18 protein-coding genes are annotated in these 19,533 nt (G+C 66.3%); 17 read left to right on the top strand and 1 reads right to left on the bottom strand.

Features of this window, described 5'->3' with window-relative positions; translation table 11 throughout:
* The first annotated feature begins 86 nt into the window (after nt 1-86).
* The 7 genes from fabF to IEQ11_RS15730 all read left to right on the top strand — a co-directional run bounded on the left by fabF (nt 87) and on the right by IEQ11_RS15730 (nt 6,022).
* The gene (gene fabF, locus IEQ11_RS15760; RefSeq protein ID WP_036111967.1) at nt 87-1,340 is read left to right on the top strand and encodes a beta-ketoacyl-ACP synthase II; all 1,254 of its coding nucleotides are present in this window, start codon (nt 87-89) and stop codon (nt 1,338-1,340) included.
* A gap of 255 nt (nt 1,341-1,595) precedes the next feature.
* Entirely contained in the window at nt 1,596-2,414 is an 819-nt protein-coding gene (gene pabC, locus IEQ11_RS15755; RefSeq protein WP_191823366.1) for an aminodeoxychorismate lyase, read from the top strand.
* A gap of 65 nt (nt 2,415-2,479) precedes the next feature.
* Nucleotides 2,480-3,628, top strand: coding sequence for an endolytic transglycosylase MltG (gene mltG, locus IEQ11_RS15750; RefSeq protein ID WP_247024577.1), 1,149 nt, complete (start codon nt 2,480-2,482; stop codon nt 3,626-3,628).
* Nucleotides 3,625-4,281, top strand: coding sequence for a dTMP kinase (gene tmk, locus IEQ11_RS15745; protein ID WP_191823368.1), 657 nt, complete (start codon nt 3,625-3,627; stop codon nt 4,279-4,281). The genes mltG and tmk overlap by 4 nt, the downstream gene beginning before the upstream one ends.
* Nucleotides 4,278-5,255 (top strand): DNA polymerase III subunit delta', encoded by a 978-nt coding sequence (locus IEQ11_RS15740; RefSeq protein ID WP_191823369.1) that lies wholly within the window; start codon nt 4,278-4,280, stop codon nt 5,253-5,255. The genes tmk and IEQ11_RS15740 overlap by 4 nt, the downstream gene beginning before the upstream one ends.
* Nucleotides 5,252-5,611, top strand: coding sequence for a PilZ domain-containing protein (locus IEQ11_RS15735; protein ID WP_036111958.1), 360 nt, complete (start codon nt 5,252-5,254; stop codon nt 5,609-5,611). The genes IEQ11_RS15740 and IEQ11_RS15735 overlap by 4 nt, the downstream gene beginning before the upstream one ends.
* A gap of 48 nt (nt 5,612-5,659) precedes the next feature.
* The gene (locus IEQ11_RS15730) at nt 5,660-6,022 is read left to right on the top strand and encodes a hypothetical protein (protein WP_157754060.1); all 363 of its coding nucleotides are present in this window, start codon (nt 5,660-5,662) and stop codon (nt 6,020-6,022) included.
* Between the two features lie 1,092 nt (nt 6,023-7,114).
* Here IEQ11_RS15730 and IEQ11_RS15725 read toward each other — a convergent pair.
* Nucleotides 7,115-9,184, bottom strand: coding sequence for a 3-hydroxyacyl-CoA dehydrogenase NAD-binding domain-containing protein (locus tag IEQ11_RS15725; RefSeq protein WP_191823322.1), 2,070 nt, complete (start codon nt 9,182-9,184; stop codon nt 7,115-7,117).
* A gap of 289 nt (nt 9,185-9,473) precedes the next feature.
* On the opposite strand from IEQ11_RS15725, the gene rpoE reads away from it, so the two are divergent.
* The 10 genes from rpoE to IEQ11_RS15675 all read left to right on the top strand — a co-directional run bounded on the left by rpoE (nt 9,474) and on the right by IEQ11_RS15675 (nt 19,486).
* Nucleotides 9,474-10,094 (top strand): RNA polymerase sigma factor RpoE, encoded by a 621-nt coding sequence (gene rpoE, locus IEQ11_RS15720; RefSeq protein ID WP_046657182.1) that lies wholly within the window; start codon nt 9,474-9,476, stop codon nt 10,092-10,094.
* Nucleotides 10,094-11,071, top strand: a complete 978-nt coding sequence (locus tag IEQ11_RS15715) for an RseA family anti-sigma factor (RefSeq protein ID WP_191823323.1) — start codon at nt 10,094-10,096, stop codon at nt 11,069-11,071. Before rpoE ends, IEQ11_RS15715 begins: the two co-directional genes overlap by 1 nt.
* A gap of 198 nt (nt 11,072-11,269) precedes the next feature.
* Nucleotides 11,270-12,841: a Do family serine endopeptidase gene (locus IEQ11_RS15710; RefSeq protein ID WP_228464984.1), complete on the top strand. Its 1,572-nt coding sequence runs from the start codon at nt 11,270-11,272 to the stop codon at nt 12,839-12,841.
* 115 nt (nt 12,842-12,956) lie between these two features.
* On the top strand, nt 12,957-13,178 hold the full coding sequence (locus IEQ11_RS15705; protein WP_191823324.1) for an invasion associated locus B family protein: 222 nt from the start codon (nt 12,957-12,959) through the stop codon (nt 13,176-13,178).
* Nucleotides 13,179-13,329: 151 nt separating this feature from the next.
* Nucleotides 13,330-15,123 carry a translation elongation factor 4 gene (gene lepA / locus IEQ11_RS15700; RefSeq protein ID WP_191823325.1) on the top strand — a complete coding sequence of 598 codons (1,794 nt, stop codon included), beginning with the start codon at nt 13,330-13,332 and terminating at the stop codon, nt 15,121-15,123.
* Nucleotides 15,124-15,317: 194 nt separating this feature from the next.
* The gene (gene lepB / locus IEQ11_RS15695; RefSeq protein WP_096415009.1) at nt 15,318-16,103 is read left to right on the top strand and encodes a signal peptidase I; all 786 of its coding nucleotides are present in this window, start codon (nt 15,318-15,320) and stop codon (nt 16,101-16,103) included.
* Nucleotides 16,104-16,202: 99 nt separating this feature from the next.
* Entirely contained in the window at nt 16,203-16,580 is a 378-nt protein-coding gene (locus IEQ11_RS15690; protein ID WP_046657178.1) for a DUF4845 domain-containing protein, read from the top strand.
* On the top strand, nt 16,573-17,235 hold the full coding sequence (gene rnc, locus IEQ11_RS15685; RefSeq protein ID WP_046657176.1) for a ribonuclease III: 663 nt from the start codon (nt 16,573-16,575) through the stop codon (nt 17,233-17,235). The genes IEQ11_RS15690 and rnc overlap by 8 nt, the downstream gene beginning before the upstream one ends.
* 195 nt (nt 17,236-17,430) lie before the next feature.
* Nucleotides 17,431-18,327 carry a GTPase Era gene (era, locus tag IEQ11_RS15680; RefSeq protein WP_036112168.1) on the top strand — a complete coding sequence of 299 codons (897 nt, stop codon included), beginning with the start codon at nt 17,431-17,433 and terminating at the stop codon, nt 18,325-18,327.
* Nucleotides 18,328-18,409: 82 nt separating this feature from the next.
* Nucleotides 18,410-19,486 (top strand): hypothetical protein, encoded by a 1,077-nt coding sequence (locus tag IEQ11_RS15675; RefSeq protein WP_191823326.1) that lies wholly within the window; start codon nt 18,410-18,412, stop codon nt 19,484-19,486.
* Nucleotides 19,487-19,533: the final 47 nt, after the last annotated feature.

The raw sequence follows: 19,533 nt of genomic DNA, 5'->3' as shown, positions 1-19,533 counted from the left end.
GGGGCCGCATTGCGGCCCCGTGCTTTTCCGGCCGGTCAATACGCCGGCGTAGCGTCCGCAGACGGAATCAACAGAGGCAGCGTTGCATGTCCAACCGTACCTTCAACCGCCGCGTGGTCGTCACCGGCCTCGGTCTCGTTTCCCCGCTCGGCAACGACGTTGTCAGCAGCTGGGACGGCATCGTCAATGGTCGCTCCGGCATCGGTCCGATCACCCATTTCGATCCGGCCTTGTTCACCACCCGCATCGCCGGTGAAGTGCGCAATTTCGACATCACCAATTACGGGGTGAGCTCGAAAGACGCCAAGAAGATGGAAGAGTTCATCCACTACGGCGTGGCCGCATCGCTGATGGCGCTGCAGGACGCCGGCATCACCGTCGACGATTCCAACGCCGAGCGCATCGGCGCGCTGATCGGTTCGGGCATCGGCGGCCTGCTCGGCATCGAAGAGCAGACCATCAAGTACCACGAGGGCGGCCCGCGCAAGATCTCGCCGTTCTACGTGCCCAGCACGATCATCAACATGCTGCCCGGCCAGGTCTCGTTGCTGACCGGCATCAAGGGCCCGAATTTCTCCGCCGTCTCGGCCTGCGCCACCTCCAACCATTCCATCGGCATGGCGATGCGCATGATCCAGTACGGCGATGCCGACGTGATGGTGGCCGGCGGCGCCGAGCGCGGCTCCTCGCCGACCTCGGTCGGCGGCTTCTGCTCGATGAAGGCCATGTCCACCCGCAACGACGATCCGATCCACGCCTCGCGGCCGTGGGACAAGGAACGCGACGGCTTCGTGCTCGGCGACGGCGCCGGCATCCTGGTGCTGGAAGAGTACGAACGCGCCAAGGCGCGCGGCGCGCGCATCTACTGCGAACTGGCCGGTTTCGGCGCCAGCTCCGACGCGTTCCACATGACCGCGCCGAGCGAGAACGGCGAAGGCCCGGCGCGCTGCATGGTGTCCGCGCTCAAGGACGCCGGCCTCAACCCGGAAGACGTGGATTACCTCAACGCGCACGGCACCTCCACCCCGCTCGGCGATCTGGCCGAGACCCTGGCGATGAAGCGCGCGTTCGGCGATCACGCCTACAAGATGATGGTGAGCTCGACCAAGTCGATGACCGGGCACCTGCTCGGCGCGGCCGGCGGCGCCGAGGCGATCTTCTCGGTGCTCGCGCTGCATCACGACATCATCCCGCCGACCATCAACCTGGACGAGCCGGGCGAGGGGTGCGATCTGGACTACGTGCCCAACACCGCGCGTCAGGTCAAGATCGACGTGGCGATGTCGAACGGCTTCGGTTTCGGCGGCACCAACGGCACGCTGGTGTTCAAGCGGCTGTAATCCGCCCGAACATCCGCGTCGTTGCGAGGCCCGCGAAGTCCAACTTCGCGGGCCTTCGCATGTCTGCGATGCCACGATGCCCACCTGTAGGAGCGGCACAAGCCGCGACCGCGAATCCACACCCACGTCGAAACACCGCCATGTCCGCGAATCCCCAATCGCGGCTTGTGGCAGAACCAAATTCCCACGGCCGCCGCTCCGACAACCCCAGCCCCAACGCGTACGATGCCGCCATGCCGACCGCATCCCCGCGCCATGACTGAATTCCGCCTGTTCCGCGGCGCCGACCGCATCGACGCGCTGTCGCCCGCCGACCGCGCCTACGCCTACGGCGACGGCGTGTTCGAAACCATGCGCGCGCACCGCGGCGAGCTGCCGTGGTGGGATCGCCACTGGGCGCGGCTGCGCCACAGCGCGCCGCGGCTGGGCCTGATCCTGCCCGAGGAAGACCAGGTCCGCGCCGAAGCGCAGGCCCTGCTGGCCGGCGAGGACGCGGTACTCAAGCTGATCCTCAGCCGCGGCGAAGGCGGCCGCGGCTACGCGCCGCCGGCGCAGGCGATTGCGTCGTGGACGATTTCGCGCCATCCGCTGCCGCCGCCCGCGCCGCGCGAAGGCCTGACCCTGCGCTGGTGCGACCTGCGCGTGTCGCTGCAGCCGGCGCTGGCCGGGATGAAGCACTGCAATCGCCTGGAACAGGTGCTGGCGCGCGCCGAATGGGACGATCCCGATGTGCATGAAGGGCTGTTGCTGAACACCGACGGCGAACTGGTCGGCGCGACCGCGGCCAATGTGTTCATGCTGCGCGCCGGGGCCTGGCTGACCCCGCCGGTGGACCGCTGCGGCGTCGCCGGCGTATGCCGCCAAGCCCTGATCGATCTGGCCGATATCCAGGTGCGGCCGCTGAACGCCGCCGACCTCGCGCGGGCCGACGCGATTTTCCTGTGTAACGCCGTGCGCGGTATCCTGCCGGTGGCGCGGCTCGGCGAGCGGCAATGGGCGCCGCATCCGGGTCTGACCGGGTTGCGGCGCCGGCTCGGCTCAAGCCATCCCGCCTTCGCTGGGCTCGACGACTAGCGCCGCACTCGCGGCCGGCCGGTCGCGGCGGCGCGCGGCGGGTCGACTCGAATGACGGAGGTTTCGTGGCAGAAAAGAAACGCAAGCGCGGCTGCGGTTGCCTGATCGTGATCGTGGTGCTGCTGGCGGCCCTGGCCGCCGCGGGCGCGTGGCTGTGGCAGCGTTACGACGCCTTCGCCGCCACCCCGATGAGCGGGCTGGAGAAGGGCGAAACCCTGCTGGTCGAGCGCGGCGACTCGCTGCCGACGGTGGTGCGCAAGCTGCGCGCGGCCGGGGTCGAGGTCGGCGAGCCGATGCAATGGCGCGTGCTGGCCAAGCAACTCGGCGCGGCCGGGCGGCTGCAGGTCGGCGAATACGCGCTGGAACCGGGCACCAGCCCGCGCGCGCTGCTGATCGCGATGCGCGACGGCAAGATCATCAGCTACCGCTTCACCATCGTCGACGGCTGGAACATGCGCGACCTGCGCGCGGCCCTGGCCCGCGCCACCCCGCTCAAGCAGCAGATCGGGCAGCTCGACGACAGCGCGCTGATGAAGGCGCTCGGCCATCCCGGTCAGCACCCGGAAGGCCGCTTCCTGCCGGAGACCTACCAATACACCGGCGGCGACAGCGACCTGGACGTGCTCAAGCGCGCCTACGCCGCGATGGACAAGGCGGTCGCCGCGGCCTGGGCCGCGCGCGACCCCAACAGCGTGCTCAAGAGCCCGGCCGAACTGCTGATCATGGCTTCGATCGTGGAGAAGGAAACCGGCATCCCCGAAGAGCGCGCGCAGATCGCCGGGCTGTTCGAACGCCGGCTCAAGCTCGGCATGAAGCTGGAAACCGACCCGACCGTGATCTACGGCATCGGCGCGGCCTACGACGGCAACATCCGCAAGCGCGACCTGCAGACCGATACGCCTTACAACACCTACACCCGCGTCGGCCTGCCGCCCACGCCGATCGCGATGCCGGGCCTGGCCGCGCTCAAGGCCACCGCCAACCCGGCCCCGGGCGACGCGCTGTTCTTCGTCGCCTCCGGCGACGGCAGCGGCCGCAGCCTGTTCGCCGCGACCTACGCCCAGCATCAGGCCAATGTGCGCATCTACCTGCAGCGCTATCGCCAGAACCAGACCCGCGGCCAACCCGAAGAGGGTAAGGCGGTGCTGGAGGAAGCGGCCGAAGCCACCGATGCGCAGGCGCCCGCGCCGGCATCGTCCGGGGCGACCCGATGACGCTGCGGACCCACGCGCGCTTCGTCACCCTGGAGGGCGGCGAAGGCGCGGGCAAGTCGACCGTGCTCAGCGCCCTGCGCGCGGCGTTCGAACGCGCCGGCATCCAGGCCGTGTACACGCGCGAACCCGGCGGCACGCCGCTGGCCGAACAGATTCGCGGCCTGATGCTCGATACCCACCACGAGCCGGCCTCGCCCGAAGCCGAATTGCTGCTGGCCTTCGCCGCGCGCGCCCAGCACGTGCGCGCGACGATCCTGCCGGCGCTCGAGCGCGGCGAGTGGGTGGTCAGCGATCGTTTCACCGATGCCAGTTATGCCTACCAAGGCGCCGGTCGCGGCCTGGATGCGCAGTTCATCGGCGAACTCGAACGGCGCGTGGTCGGCATCCGTCCGGCGCTGACTTTGTTGCTAGACGTGCCGGTCGAGATCGGCCTGCAGCGCATGCGCGGCCGCGGCGCCGCCGACCGGATCGAAAGCGAACGCAACGATTTCTTCGAGCGCGTGCGCCAGGGCTATCGCGACCGCGCCGCCGCCGAGCCGGAACGGTTCGAACTGATCGATGCCAGCCAACCGGCCGACACCGTCGCCGCGCAGGCGGTCGCGCGTCTGCACGCGCTGATCGCCGCGACTTCATCAGCCGAGGTCGCGCGATGAGCGCCGCCGTGTTCGCGCCGTGGCAGCGGCGCATCTACGACCAAGCCAAGGCCTCGATCGACGCCGGCCGTCTGGGCCACGGCCTGTTGTTCTGCGGCCCGGCGCAGTTGGGCAAGCGCGCGGTCGCCGAGCGCCTCGCGCACGGCCTGCTGTGCCGCGACCGCGACGCCGCCGGCGAACCCTGCGGCCGTTGCCGCAGCTGCCTGCTGCTCGCCGCCGGCACCCATCCGGATTACCAGTTGGTGAGCTTCGTGCCGAACAAGGAAGGCACCAAGCTGCGCACCGAAATCGTGATCGACCAGATCCGCAGCCTGTCCGAACGCCTGGCGCTGACGCCGCAGTACGGCGGCGCGCAGATCGCGATCATCGACCCGGCCGACGCGATCAACAACGCTGCCTGCAACGCCTTGCTCAAGACCCTGGAAGAGCCGGTGCAGGGGCGTTATCTGTGGCTGGTCAGCTCGTACCCGGCGCGGTTGCCGGCGACCATCCGCAGCCGCTGCCAGCGCCTGGAATTCCGCCTGCCGCAGCCGGACGAATCGCTGGCCTGGCTCAAGGCCCAGGGCCATAGCGAGGCCAGCGCGCGCGAGGCGTTCGACGCCGCGCGCGGGCATCCGGGCCTGGCCCACGAATGGCTGACCGGCGACGGGCTCAAGCTGCGCCGCGAAGTCGCCGCCGACCTGAGCAAGCTCGCGCGCGGCGAGACTTCCGCGCCGGAAGTCGCGCAACGCTGGGTCGGCGACGAACACGCATCGCTGCGTCTGCGACACGCGTCGGACATCGCGCTCGCGCAGGCCGCGTCCGGCTTGACCGACCCGGCCCGCGCGCGCAGTCTTGCGACTTGGTTCGATCGCGCCAACCGCACCCGCGATTTACTGCGGACCACGGTCCGCGCCGATCTGGCCGTCGTCGAATTGTTGATGGCCTGGCGCGCCGACGAAGCGCGCCGCGCCGCAGGAGGAAGCAGGGCATGAACGCAACAGCGGGCGCAGCGCGGCAGGGCATCTTGTCGTTGACGATCAAGGACAAGGCGGCGCTGTACAGCGCCTACATGCCGTTCCTGAAATACGGCGGCATCTTCGTCGCCACGCCCAAGCGCTATTTCCTCGGCGACGAAGTGTTCCTGCTGCTGACCCTGCCCGAATCCAGCGAGCGCATGCCGGTGGCCGGCAAGGTCGTCTGGGTCACCCCGACCGGCGCGCAGGGGCACCGCGCGGCCGGCATCGGCGTGCAGTTCGCCGAGACCGCCGAGGGCGACGCGGTCAAGGGCAAGATCGAGGCCTTGCTGGCTGGCACCTTGTCGGCCGAGCGGCCGACGCACACCATGTAACACTGCGGTCGAGCAACGCAGCGGTCGATCCGCTCGCAAGGAGGCGGGATGTCTTCAGTGTGTGCCATTTCCCCACGCGACAAGCGCGCCCAGGCCCGGCGCGTGGGCGACGATTTGCTGCGCCACCATGGCAAGAAGCCTTACTACAGCGTCGAGGAAGTAAAGGCCGCGAACCGTCGCAATCAGGTGCCGTTCGATGTCGAGTGTTGGTCGCATGCGTTGTTCAACACGCATGAGGATTTCGACGCGATGCACGCGGCGCTCGGCGAGGCCTGCGATTACGTGGCGATGAAGACGCAGATGCTGCAGGCGGTCAGCCTGGGCGAGGGCGGGTGGTTCGACTTCGATTTCGACCTGTCGTGGCTGGAGTTTCCCGACATCGATTGGTCGGTGTTCGATTTTTTCGATTGAGGGTGGTGCTTTGGTGGCGGGTGGCGAGGTGTAGTCGCTGTTGCGCTCCGTCGCATTCGGTTCCGTCGCATTCGTTGTCACTCTCCGTTCGTTCAAGGCCCTCGGGTGAGCTTGGTCGTCGAGTCTCTGCGTTTGATTCCGTTGCGCGCCTTGTCTTCAGCATTGCCAGACACTTCCTCCTAGTTAGTCGGGACGAGTCCTGGCGATGCGCACTCGTTCGAAAGATATGCATTGACGGCGTAGTCACGTCGAAGCTCCTGTAGGAGCGGCGCGAGCCGCGACCGCGGCAATGCAGCTACGACGAACGCTTCGCCGTTGCCGTGATGGCGCGGTCGCGGCTTGCGCCGCTCCTACAGGGTGGCCATGTCGCTTTTGCTTGGGCTTGAGGCGGCGCAGTTCATCCAGCGCTGCGAAGCCACTTGCTCGCGTTAGCAAACGCACACCCGTAGGGCGGCGTGCAGGATGCACGCCGTGCGCCACCGGGACATGGATGTCCCGTGTGGCGCATGCCCGCGTCAGCTCCGCACTTGCGGGCCCTTGATTCAAAGAAAAGCGTTTTTCTTTGGTTACCTTTCTTTTGTCGCTTTTGACAAAAGAAAGTAACTCGGCCGCTTGCGGACGAAAGCTGTTGATCTTGCCTTTGGCTTGAAGCTTTGAAGCTTGAAGCTTTCAAAGCTGAAGCTAGATCAAAAGCTTCCGCCGCTGAAGCGACGGGTCACTTTCTTTTGTCTAAAGCAACAAAAGAAAGGTAACCAAAGAAAAATGCTTTTTTGTGAATCAAATGCCCGCGCGTGCGGTGCTTCCGCGGGCATGCGCCACACGATACATCCTGTCTCGGTGGCGCACGGCGCACATCCATGTGCGCCGCCCTTCGGGTGTGCTTTTGTTCTCGCGAGTTCCGGGCTTCGCAGCGCTGGATGGACTGCGCGGCTTCAAGCTCAGGCCGAACTTGCATGGCCACCCTGTAGGAGCGGCGCGAGCCGCGACCGCGCCATCACGGCAACAACGAAAGCTTTGATCACGATCGCGGCGCCAAAAAAAGAAGAAGCCGCGCACTGCGCGGCTTCTTCGTTTGCGATTCGCCTGGAGCGTTTACTTACGCAACGCCGCCGAATCCCAACCCGGCCGCGGCGCAAACCGATCGCCATAACGCGCCTGCAACTGCTGCAAACGCGCTAGCACGTTCTCCACCCCGGTCTCGCGCACGTACTGAATCGGACCGCCGCGGAACGGAGCGAAACCGGTGCCGAAGATCACGCCGGCGTCGAGCAGATCGCCGTCGCTGACCACGCCGTCGTGCAGGCAAGCCACCGCTTCGTTGATCAACGGCAGGATCAGGCGATCTTCCAGGTCGGTCGGGGCCTTGTAATCCTTCGGCAACTCCAGCTTCTGCGCGCGGCCGTTTTCCCACTTGTACAAACCCTGGCCGTCCTTCTTGCCGCGCTTGCCCGGCTCGACCGTGCTCAACGCGGCCGGTACGGTCAGGCCGAGGAACGGGGCGAGTTCCGCGCCGACGCCGGCGGCGACGTCGAGGCCGACGGTGTCGATCAGTTCGATCGGACCCATCGGCATGCCGAACTTGATCGCGGCCTTGTCGATCGCCGGGCCCGGGATGCCTTCGGCGAAAGCATTGCCGGCTTCGAGCAGATACGGGAACAGCACGCGGTTGACCAGGAAGCCCGGCGTGCCGGCGACCGGCACCGGCAACTTGTCGATCGCCTTGCAGAACGCCGCCAGGCGCTGCTCGGTTTCCGGCGCGATCTGATCGTGGCGGATGATCTCGACCAGCGGCATCAACGCGACCGGATTGAAATAATGCAGGCCGCCGAACTGGGCCGGACGGCGGATATGTTCGCGCAGTTCGTCGAGCGGAATCGAGGAGGTGTTGGTGGTCAACAGCGCATCGGCTTTCAGGCGCGGCTCGACCTGGTCGTACAACTCGCGCTTGGCTTCGGGTTTTTCGATGATCGCTTCGATCACCAGGTCGGCGATGTCGGCGCCCGCGCCGGCCAGATCGCCTTTCAGACGCGCGGCCACGGCCGGACGCTTGGCCTCGTCTTTCACCTTCTTGGCGAACAGTTCCTGCGCGCGTTCCAATGCGCCGTCGATGAAGCGCTGCTCGCGATCGGACAGCGTGACTTCGAAGCCCTTGTAAGCCGACCACGCGGCGATGTCGCCGCCCATCACGCCGGCGCCGACCACGTGCACGTTCTTGATCCCGTGCTCCTTGCCGCCCTGGCCCTTTAGCCGTTCCTGCAGGAAGAACACGCGAATGAGGTTGCGCGCGGTCGGCGTGCCCGACAGCTTCACCACCGACTTGCGTTCGGCCGCGAGCTTGGCCTGGATGCCGCCGCCGGTGCGCTCCCAGGTCGAGATCAGCGCATACGGCGCGGGGTAGTGGTCTTTCTTGGCTTTGCGCGCGACCTGCTTGACCAGCATCGGCGCGAGGATCTTGCGCGCCAGCCAGGTGTTGGTCGCCCAGCCCATGAAGCGCTGCTTGAACGGACGGTCCGCGCCGCGCAGGGCGAGGCCGGCGGCGGTGTCGACCAGCACCGCCGGTTCGGCGATCTTGTCGACCAGGCCGATCGCGCGCGCGGCCGAGGCCGACAGGGTGCGGCCGGTCAGCATCATGTCGAACGCGGCCGGTGCGCCGACCAGGCGCGGCAGGCGCACGCTGCCGCCCCAGCCCGGGTAGATGCCCAGCTTCACTTCCGGCAGGCCGATGCGGGTCGACGGGTCGCTGCTGGCGACGCGGTAGCGGCAGGCCAGCGAGATCTCGGTGCCGCCGCCCATGCAGAAGCCGTGGATCGCCGCGACCGTGGGGCAGGGCAGTTCGGCCAGACGCTGGAACACCTGCTGGCCGCGACGGATCGCGTCGCCGACCGTGCCCTTTTCGTCGAAGGTCTGGAATTCCTTGATGTCGGCGCCGGCGATGAAGCCGCTGCTCTTGGCCGAGCGCAGCACCAGGCCCTTGGGCGGGTCCAGCGCGAGGCGCTCGAGCAGCCCGTCGAGTTCGATCAGCACGTCCTGGGCGAAGGTGTTGACCGGCGATCCCTCACGGTCGAAAGAAAGCACCAGTACGCCGTCCTCGCGCAGTTGGGTGTGCCAGTGCCGGGCACGGAGCCCGGCAAACGCGGGGAGGCCGTCGAGGGCTGCAGTCATGCCGCACCATCCGTTCAGGTATGGAATAGGTCGCTATCATCCCGATCTTGTTTCGTCGCCGTCAAATCGGCACCGCCGAAGTGACACGGGCCGCCCGGCAGGAACGCGACGCAAACGAGGGGATTGGCGACCACAATGGACCGTCCCGGCCGCCAGCGCATCGCTTATGTGACACTTGGCGGTTGCGCGAGGTCGCCGGTGGCCCCATTAATCCAGCGATTGAACTTTCCCCCGACAGGGTTGTCCCATTGTTCGGCCATGGCCGAGCTGACAGGAGTGCCGGCGCGGTATGGCCGAAAATGAGTTGTTGGACCAGGAGCTGGTCAGGCGTGTCCAGCGCGGCGACAGCACGGCCTTCGATGTATTGGTGCGCAAGTACCAGCATCGGATCACCGCGTTGATCGGGCGCTACATTCCCGACTGGAGCGAATGCCAGGACGTGGCCCAGGAAACCTTCATCCGCGCGTATCGCGCGATGGCGAATTTCCGCGGCGACGCCCAGTTCTATACGTGGTTGCACCGGATCGCCGTGAATACCGCCAAAAACTACCTGGTAGCGCAGAACCGCCGGCCGCCGACCGACGATATCGACGCCGGCGACGCCGAGCAGTTCGATACCGGCATCCGTCTGCGCGACACCGACACGCCGGAACACGAACTGCTGCGGCAGGAAATCGAACGCACCGTGATGAAGGTGGTCGATTCGCTGCCGGAGGAATTGCGGGCCGCGATCACCCTGCGCGAGGTGGACGGCCTGAGCTACGAGGAGATCGCGCAGAAGATGGCTTGCCCGATCGGCACCGTGCGTTCGCGGATTTTCCGCGCCCGCGAGGCGATCGATACGGAACTTCGGCCCCTGTTGGACAATCAAGACCAGGGTAACCACCGCCCCCGGGAGCGCGCCCACTGATGACTTCGACCCCATTCCATAGCGATGCCCACCGCGACGAGCGCGAGAACCTCAGCGCGTTGTTCGACGGCGAGCTCGATGCCGACGCGGCGCGTTTCGCGCTCAAGCGGCTCGGCCACGACGTGCAATGGCGCGACACCTGCGGTCGCTGGCAGCTGTGCGGCGACCTGCTGCGCCGCCAGGCCGGCGCGGGCGTGACGCCCGGTTTCGCCGATCCGGGTTTCGCCGATCGCGTCGCCGCGGCGATCGCCGCCGATGCGGCCTTGCAGAACGTGCGCGATACCGCGACTACCCAGGACGCCAGCATCAAACCGCGCCGGGCGGCCGGTTCGCGCCGCGGCTGGATCGGTGGCGCGGCTCTGGCGGCTTCGGTCGCGGTCGCGGCCTTGTTCGTGGCGCGGCCGTTCTCCGACGAGGCCGGCGGCAACACCGACCCGGCCCAGATCGCGGCCCAGACCACCACGGTGACGCCGGCGCAGAATGCCCAGCCCACCCAGCAGCCCGCGCCGCAGCCCATTCCGGCCGAGCCGGCGCAGGCGGTCGCGAGCTTGGCCGATGCCGAGCCGTCGCTGACCTCGGCCGATGCCTCCGGCCTCGCCGCCGGCGCGGTCGCGGTGGCGGAAATTCCGCGTCGCCTGGCCGAGCGCCGTTCGCGCGGACAGAGCCAGCGCGCCGCGCTGCGTGCCTCCGAGCGCCAGGCCGAAGCGCCGGTGCAGGTCGCCGCGGCCGGCGGCGCCAGTTCGCCGGTGCTGGCCGACGCGACCCACGCCAACCCGTTCCGTCCGCAGCCGCAGAACGAATCGCCGGCGGCGCGTCCGTGGCCGCGCGCGGCATTGCCGAACTATCAGACCGCGGGCAGCGGCTACACCGCCAGTTACGGCAACTCGCCCTCGTTCTATCCCTTCGAGCCCGCCACCCAGGCCGAAGAGGCGCGAACCCGGCCGCCGGTCCAGGAAAGGCCGCAGCCCTCGCCGTAAGCTGGCCCGGTCGACGTCGGCCTCGGCTGCTCCGTCAGCGCCAGGCCGACCCGCGCCGCAACCGCATGCGTTCGGGCCGAAGTTACCGGCCCTGCGCTCCAACCCTCCAGTGCAATGCGCGGCGTCGCCGCGCAGCGGGTTCTTGTTGTCCTTTTCCAGCCTTTTCCCCGAAATCCACGTCGTATCGAGGCCGCTCCCATGACCCCATCGCCGATGAACCGCTCGTCCATCCGCCCTGCGCCGGCCCGTCCGCGGCGCGCGCGTCCCCTGCAGTCGCTGGCCCTGTTCGGCGCGATCATCGCCGCGCTGCCGGTGGCCTGCACCGCGCAGGCGCCGACCACCCCGATCGCGCCGCCGCCGGCGGCGACCCCGGCCGCGCCGCTGGTCGCCGGTCTGCCGGATTTCACCAACCTGGTCCAGCGGGTCGGGCCGGCGGTGGTCAATATCAGCGCCGAAGTCACGCCCAAGCGTGAGCGCGCGACCGCCCGCGGCGGCCTGCCCGACGAGGACCAGATCCCCGAATTCTTCCGCCGCTTCTTCGGTCCCGACGGCATGCCGGGCGGCCCGGGCCAGCAGGGGCCGCGCCAGCCGCGCGGCGGCGGCCGTTCGATCGGCAGCGGCTTCCTGATTTCGCAGGACGGCTATGTGCTGACCAACCATCACGTGGTCGACGGCGCCGACACGGTCACGGTCAAGCTGACCGACCGGCGCGAGTTCAAGGCCAAGGTGATCGGCAGCGACGAGCAGTCCGACGTGGCCCTGCTCAAGATCGAAGCCAAGGGCCTGCCGTTCCTGCGCGCCGCCGCGGCCGGGCAGACCAAGGCCGGGCAATGGGTGGTCGCGATCGGCTCGCCGTTCGGCCTGGATCACTCGGTCACCGCCGGCATCGTCAGCGCGGTCGGGCGCAGTAATCCGTACGCCGATCAACGCTACGTGCCGTTCATCCAGACCGACGTGGCGATCAATCAGGGCAATTCCGGCGGCCCGCTGCTCAATACCAGCGGCGAGGTGGTCGGCATCAACTCGCAGATCTTCTCCAACTCCGGCGGCTACATGGGCGTGAGCTTCGCCATTCCGATCGATGTGGCGATGAGTTCCGCTGAACAATTGCGAGCAACAGGAAAGGTGCGTCGCGGGGCTTTAGGCGTGGAACTACAGACAATGGATGGGGAGCTTGCGAAGGCGGCGGGCTTAGATCGCGTGTCTGGGGCGCTAGTTGCGAAGGTGGTGGTGGGAGGAGCTGCTGACCTTGCCGGAATGAAGCGTGGAGACGTGATTGTCGCTGTAGATGATCATGCAGTTTACAGTCGTGAGGAATTGCCTCCTTTGATCGGGGGCATGCCGCCAGGCTCCAAAGTGCGAGTTAAGGTGTTGCGTGACGGGAAAGAGCAAGTAATAACGGCAAGGCTGAGCGGCTTGGATGAACCGGCAGGCGTTGTCTCGGGCGAGAACTCAAACGCGCGCGATGACGATGGGCGCAATGTGTCGGGAGTTAATCGACTCGGATTGCAAACAACAGATTTAACTAATGCCGAACGCGATAGGTTAGGCATTGGAGCCAATGAGGGGGTGCGCATAGAGCAGGCTCAAGGGGCTGCGGCAACCGCGGGGCTTCGGCCGGGAGACGTGATTCTCGCAGTTGGCAGCAAGGGAGTCAGCAGCGCTGCGGCTCTTGAAAGGTTGGTTGCCGGGTTTAAACCCGGTCAAACTGCGATGTTCCTGGTTCAACGGGGTCAAGCCTCGCAATTTATCGCAATTACTGTGCCTTGACTGAGTAAATATTGTGGGGTTTTGCGTGGATAGACGATCTCCTGTCACGGATTTAATATTTTATGGCTCGTTGCGTGTGCATAGAGCATTTTATTATTAACAAATGGAGATTGTTATGAAGCGTTTTATCTCTGCAGCTATGCTGGGTTTGTCAATGTTGGTTGCCATGCCTGCATTTGCTGAAATTGATAATCCTAATGACCCTAATCCGACTATCGTTTCGATGACTTTTCATAATTGGGTCGATGGCGGCGGGCTTTCTTGGTCGGTCACGGAATACCGTTGGAGCGATGGTTCGATAACTTGGAGTGATCCGACTCGAACCTATCAGGCTTAGGCCAATCAAGGGCGGCGAGTAGCCGCCCTTTTTTTCATGCTCAGGCCCCAATTTTTGATAATTCGAAAGGCCGAAATATTTTAAGATGCAAGAAGCATCCGGACATGCAACAATGGCGAGTTACGGAATCGGATGTGTCGTGGTCCTGAGCATGCAATACATCAGAAACTTCTCCATCATCGCCCACGTCGACCATGGCAAGTCGACGCTCGCCGACCGCATCATCCAGCTGTGCGGAGGTCTCGAAGCGCGCGAGATGGAAGCGCAAGTGCTCGACTCGAATCCGATCGAGCGCGAGCGCGGCATCACCATCAAGGCCCAGTCCGTGTCGCTGCCGTACAAGGCGAAGGACGGCAACACCTATCAGCTCAACTTCATCGACACCCCGGGCCACGTCGACTTCAGCTACGAAGTCAGCCGTTCGCTCGCCGCCTGCGAAGGCGCGCTGCTGGTGGTCGACGCGGCCCAGGGCGTGGAAGCGCAGTCGGTCGCCAACTGCTACACCGCGGTGGAGCAGGGCCTGGAAGTGGTGCCGGTGCTCAACAAGATCGACCTGCCCACCGCCGACATCGAGCGCGCCAAGGCCGAGATCGAAGCGGTGATCGGCATCGACGCCGAGGACGCGGTCGCGATCAGCGCCAAGACCGGGCTCAACGTCGATCTGGTGCTCGAAGCGATCGTCAAGCGCATCCCGCCGCCGAAGCCGCGCGACACCGACAAGCTGCAGGCGCTGATCATCGACTCGTGGTTCGACAACTACCTGGGCGTGGTCTCGCTGGTGCGGGTCATGCAGGGCGAGATCGTGCCGGGCAGCAAGATCCTGGTCATGTCGACCGGCCGCACCCATCTGGTCGACAAGGTCGGCGTGTTCACGCCCAAGCGCAAGGACCTGGCGCGGCTGGGTCCGGGCGAAGTAGGCTGGATCAACGCCTCGATCAAGGACGTGCACGGCGCGCCGGTCGGCGACACCCTGACCCTGGCCAGCGATCCGGCGGCCAAGCCGCTGCCGGGCTTCCAGGAAATGCAGCCGCGCGTGTTCGCCGGCCTGTTCCCGGTCGACGCCGAGGACTATCCGGCGTTGCGCGAGGCGCTGGACAAGCTGCGCCTCAACGACGCCGCGCTGCGCTTCGAGCCGGAAAGCTCCGAGGCGATGGGCTTCGGCTTTCGCTGCGGCTTCCTGGGCATGCTGCACATGGAGATCGTGCAGGAGCGCCTGGAGCGCGAATACGATCTCAACCTGATTTCCACCGCGCCGACGGTGATCTACGAAGTGCTCAAGACCGACGGCACCGTGATCCCCATGGACAACCCGGCCAAGCTACCGCCGGTCAACATGGTCGAGGAAATCCGCGAGCCGGTGATCCGCGCCAACATCCTCACCCCGCCGGACTACATCGGCAGCGTGATCAAGTTGTGCGAGGAAAAGCGCGGCGTGCAGATCGGCATCACCTACATGGCCAGCCAGGTGCAGATCAGCTACGAGCTGCCGATGGCCGAGGTGGTGCTGGACTTCTTCGACAAGCTCAAGTCGGTCTCGCGCGGCTATGCCTCGCTGGACTATCACTTCCTGCGTTTCCAGGCCGGCCCGTTCGTGCGCGTGGACACGCTGATCAACGGCGACAAGGTCGATGCGCTGTCGATCATCGTCCATCGCAGCCACGCCGACCGGCGCGGCCGCGAGCTGTGCGAGAAGATGAAGGACCTGATCCCGCGGCAGATGTTCGACGTCGCCATCCAGGCCGCGGTCGGCTCGCAGATCATCGCCCGCAGCACGGTCAAGGCGATGCGCAAGAACGTTTTGGCCAAATGTTATGGTGGCGACATCAGCCGCAAGAAGAAGCTCCTCGAGAAGCAGAAAGAGGGCAAGAAGCGGATGAAGCAGGTCGGGCGGGTCGAGATTCCGCAGGAAGCCTTCCTCGCGGTGTTGTCGACCGACAACAAGTAATTCGGACGGGAATAGGGAATGGAGAATCGGGAATCGTCGACGCGTCGGCCGGCATCCGGGTTTTCTGAAGTTTTCGTCTCCATCAACTAACGCGGGAGGCGGGCGAGGCAGGTTTGGGGGTGGGTGCAGCGGCTTCGGCCGATTCCCGATCCCGATTCCCGGCTCCCGGCCGTTCCCGCCACCAAGGAACACGCATGCGTTGGTTCGAAATCGCCCTGGTCTCGCTGACCCTGATCACCGGCCTGGTCTGGCTGCTCGACAAGATGGTGCTGGCCAAGCGCCGCGCCGCGCGCGAGGGCCTGCTCGACGACGGCAAGGAGCCGGTCCTCGTCGACTACTCCAAGGCGTTCTTCCCGGTGCTGTTCGTGGTGCTGATCCTGCGCAGCTTCATCGCCGAGCCGTTCCGGATCCCGTCGAACTCGATGATGCCGACCCTGCTGACCGGCGACTTCATCCTGGTCAACAAGTTCACCTACGGCCTGCGCCTGCCGATCAGCAACCACAAGGTGCTGGCGATGGGTGAGCCCGAGCGCGGCGACGTGGTGGTGTTCCGCCCGCCGCACCATCCCGAACAGGACTGGATCAAGCGCATCATCGGCCTGCCGGGCGACAAGGTCAGCTACCGCGACGGTCGCCTGACCGTGAACGGCGAGCCGATCATCTACGCCCCGATCGGTACCTACCAGGGCCGCGGCAACGGCACCGAGATGACCGGCTCACAGGAATTGCGCGAACAGATCGGCAAACATGTGCATCGGATCCTGCTGCGCACCGAGTCGCCGCTGCTGGACCAGGGCGAGGGCGACTGGGTCGTGCCCAAGGGCGAGTATTTTGTGATGGGCGACAATCGCGACAACAGCGAAGACAGCCGATACTGGGGCTTCCTGCCGGAGCAGAACCTGCGCGGCCGGGCGTTCCTGATCTGGATGAATTTCGATGGGGGCGTGGATTTTTCGCGCATCGGCAACAGCATTCCGTAACGGCCGGTCGCCGTCGCGGTGGGGACGCGGTTTGGACCTGGGCCAAATCCGGATCGGTAGTGGGATCAACTGCAGTGAGATCAACTGGGGATCGAAGGTATGAAGCGTAAGCAGAGCGGCATTACCCTGATCGGGTTCATCATCATGTTGGGCGTGGGTGGTGTGTTTGTTTACATGGGCATGAAGCTGGTGCCGATGTATTCGGAGTACTACTCGGTCAAGCGCTCGCTTGCCGACCTGGCCAAGGAGCCGGGCGCCGGGCAGATGGACAGCGCCAAGGCGCGCGATCTGTTCTTCCGTCGCATGGACATGAGCTATGTCGACAGCGTCAAGCAGGAAAACTTCAAGATCAAGCGCACCGACCGCGGCATGGAAATCACCGTGGACTACGAAGTGCGCCGTCAGCTGATCGCCAACCTGGACGTGGTGGGTCACTTCAACGCGGTGCAGCAGCTGAGCTCCAAAGAAGGTGATTGATCGGATCGCCCATCGCTTCGCCAATCCCGCACTGCTCGATCAAGCCCTGACCCATCGCAGCGCCGGGGCCCCGCACAACGAGCGGCTGGAGTTTCTCGGCGACGCGCTGGTGAATCTGATCGTGGCCGAAGCGCTGTACCAGCGCTGGCCGCAGGCCGATGAGGGCGCGCTGACCCGCGCCCGCGCCGAACTGGTCCGCGAATCGGCGCTGGCGCCGATCGCGCGCACCCTGGAGTTGGGCGCGCGCCTGACCCTCGGCCCCGGCGAAATGAAGTCCGGAGGTCACCGCCGCGATTCGATCCTGGCCGACGCGCTCGAAGCCGTGGTCGCGGCGATCTACCTCGATGCCGGGTTCGAAACCTGCCGCGCGCAGGTGCTGCCGTGGTTCGTGCCGGCGATGGACGCACTGCCGCCCGCGCACAAGGTCGGCAAGGACGCGAAGACCCGCCTGCAGGAATGGCTGCAGGGCCGGCAGAAACCCTTGCCGGTGTACGCGCTGATCTCGGAAAGCGGCGAAGACCACGCCAAGACCTTCCGCGTCAGCTGCACCCTCAGCCAACCGCCGATCAGCGCCGAAGGCGAGGCCGGATCGCGCCGCGCGGCCGAACAGCTGGCCGCCGACGATGCCTTGCGTCAGCTTAAGGCGGATGATTGAAAGGGCGGGAGTCGGGAATCGGGAATCGGGAATCGTTCAAGCAACAACTAAAGGCTCGCCACTGGCGGGCCTTTTGTTTGCTGGATCCAACTTGCTTGCATTGACGACTCTGGGCCACGACGCTCTTCCCGATTCCCGATTCCCGATTCCCGGAATCGTTTGCCCTGCCGCCCCCAGGGGCGGACAATCCGCGCCATGACTTCTTCCTCGTATCGCGCCGGCCACGTCGCCGTCATCGGCCGCCCCAATGTCGGCAAATCCACCCTGGTCAATGCCCTGGTCGGGGCCAAGGTCAGCATCGTCTCGCCACGTCCGCAGACCACCCGCCACCGTTTGCTCGGCATCGCCACCTTTCCCGACGGCCAGCTGCTGCTGGTCGACACCCCCGGTATCCACCGCGAACAGAAGCGGGCCATGAACCGGATGATGAACCGCGCCGCGCGCGGTTCGATCGACGGCGTCGACGCCGCCTTGCTGGTGGTGCGCGCCGGTCAATGGGACGACGAGGACACGCTCGCCTTCGAAGCCCTGCGCAACGCCGGCGTGCCGGTGGTGCTGGTGGTCAACCAGGTCGACCGCATCACCGACAAGACCGCGCTGCTGCCGTATCTGGCCAAGGTCAGCGAAGGCCGCGATTTCGCCGCGGTGCATCCGATCTCGGCGCTCAAGAACAAGGGCCTGGACGCGCTGGTCAAGGAAGTGATGGCGCTGCTGCCCGAACAGCCGGCGCTGTACGGCGAGGACGAGATCACCGACAAGAGCCAGCGCTTCCTCGCCGGCGAGATGGTGCGCGAACAGCTGATGCGCCAGCTCGGCGAAGAACTGCCGTACGCGACCACGGTCGAGATCGAACGTTTCGTCGTCGACGGCGCGTTGCTGCGCATCGGCGCGGTGATCTGGGTCGAGCGCGACGGCCAGAAGGCGATCGTGATCGGCAAGGGCGGCGCGCGCCTGCGCGAAGTCGGCGCCAAGGCGCGCGTGCAGATGGAGCATCTGTTCGGCTCCAAGGTGTTCCTGGAAACCTGGGTGCGCGTGCGCGAAGGCTGGTCGGACGACGAGGCCGCGTTGCGCTCTCTTGGTTACCATGATTGAAACGGCGGCAGGCGCGGCGGCGCGATTTCGATCCGCCGCGCTCGCGCTGTTGATCGCGCTGTTATCGGTACTGCAATGCGCGATGCCCGCCTGGGCGAACATGGGCAGGCCGTGGCGCGATGCGCGGGTAAGCGCCGAGCCGCAGGGCTTCGATACCGTGCGGATCGGTAGCGAAAGCCTGCACATCGACCTGAGCGGCCTGTCCGACGAGTCGGCCGAGGCGAAGGTTTACGTCGACTACTGGCTCGACAACCCCGGCCCGGCGGTTCGCCTGCGACCGGTGTTCGCCACCGGCGCGTCCGAAGTCAGCCAATTCAAGGCGACGCTCGACGGCCGGGCGATCGCGGCGCGACCGCTGGACCTGCCGACATTGCCGCGCAGCTGGCAACCGCCGCAAACCACCCCTTCGTTGATCGACGAACAGCCGTTGTCGTACGAGGTCCTGGCGCCTTCGAGCCTGGGCCTGGATTTCGTGTTGCCGCCGGGACGCCACGTGTTGCGCGTGAGTTACCGCGCCGATGCGATGCAGCGCAAGGGCTATGGCCCGACCTTGTTGTATCAGTTCGCCTATGTGCTGGCGCCGGCGCGCAGTTGGGCCGGTTTCGCGAACCTGCATCTGACGGTCAGCGTGCCCGAGGGATGGCGGATCAAGACCTCGCTGCCCTTGAACGACGAGGACGTGCAGCACGCCGATACCTCCCGCGACAGCTACCACGGCCGTTACCCGGGCCTGCCCGCCGATGCCATCGCGATCACCACCCAGGCCCCGCCGGGCATCGTTTACCGCGCGCTCACGGTGGCGAGCGTGTTGTGCCTGATCGCGGTGGTGTTCGGCGGCGGCGTGGTATGCGGTTGGATCGGCGCTGCGATCGCGCGGCGGCTGCGCCGCGACGGCAAACGGCGGCGCTACCGTGTATGGCCGTATGCCCTGGCGACGGGGCTGGCGTGGGGCGTGGCGACGTTGTGCGCCGGGCTGGCGATGATCTACGCGCCGGACTATGTCCTGCCGGCCGGGCAGGCGTATCGCTACGGCTACGGGCAGGCGCTGGGCAGCTTGGCGATTTGCGGCTTGTCGCTGTTCCTGATCGGGATCGGCTGGCTGCTGACGCGGATGGCCGCGATGCGGCATCTGCGCGATGCCGCCACCGATGGCGCTTGAACGCATGCGTTTGCGTCGTCGCGGCGCCATGGCGCGGGTCTCGCGCG

The organism is Lysobacter capsici (genome assembly GCF_014779555.2).
In the GTDB taxonomy this organism is placed as follows: domain Bacteria; phylum Pseudomonadota; class Gammaproteobacteria; order Xanthomonadales; family Xanthomonadaceae; genus Lysobacter; species Lysobacter capsici.
Note: the sequence above shows the minus strand (reverse complement) of the source record. Positions and strands in the feature narration are given on the sequence as shown.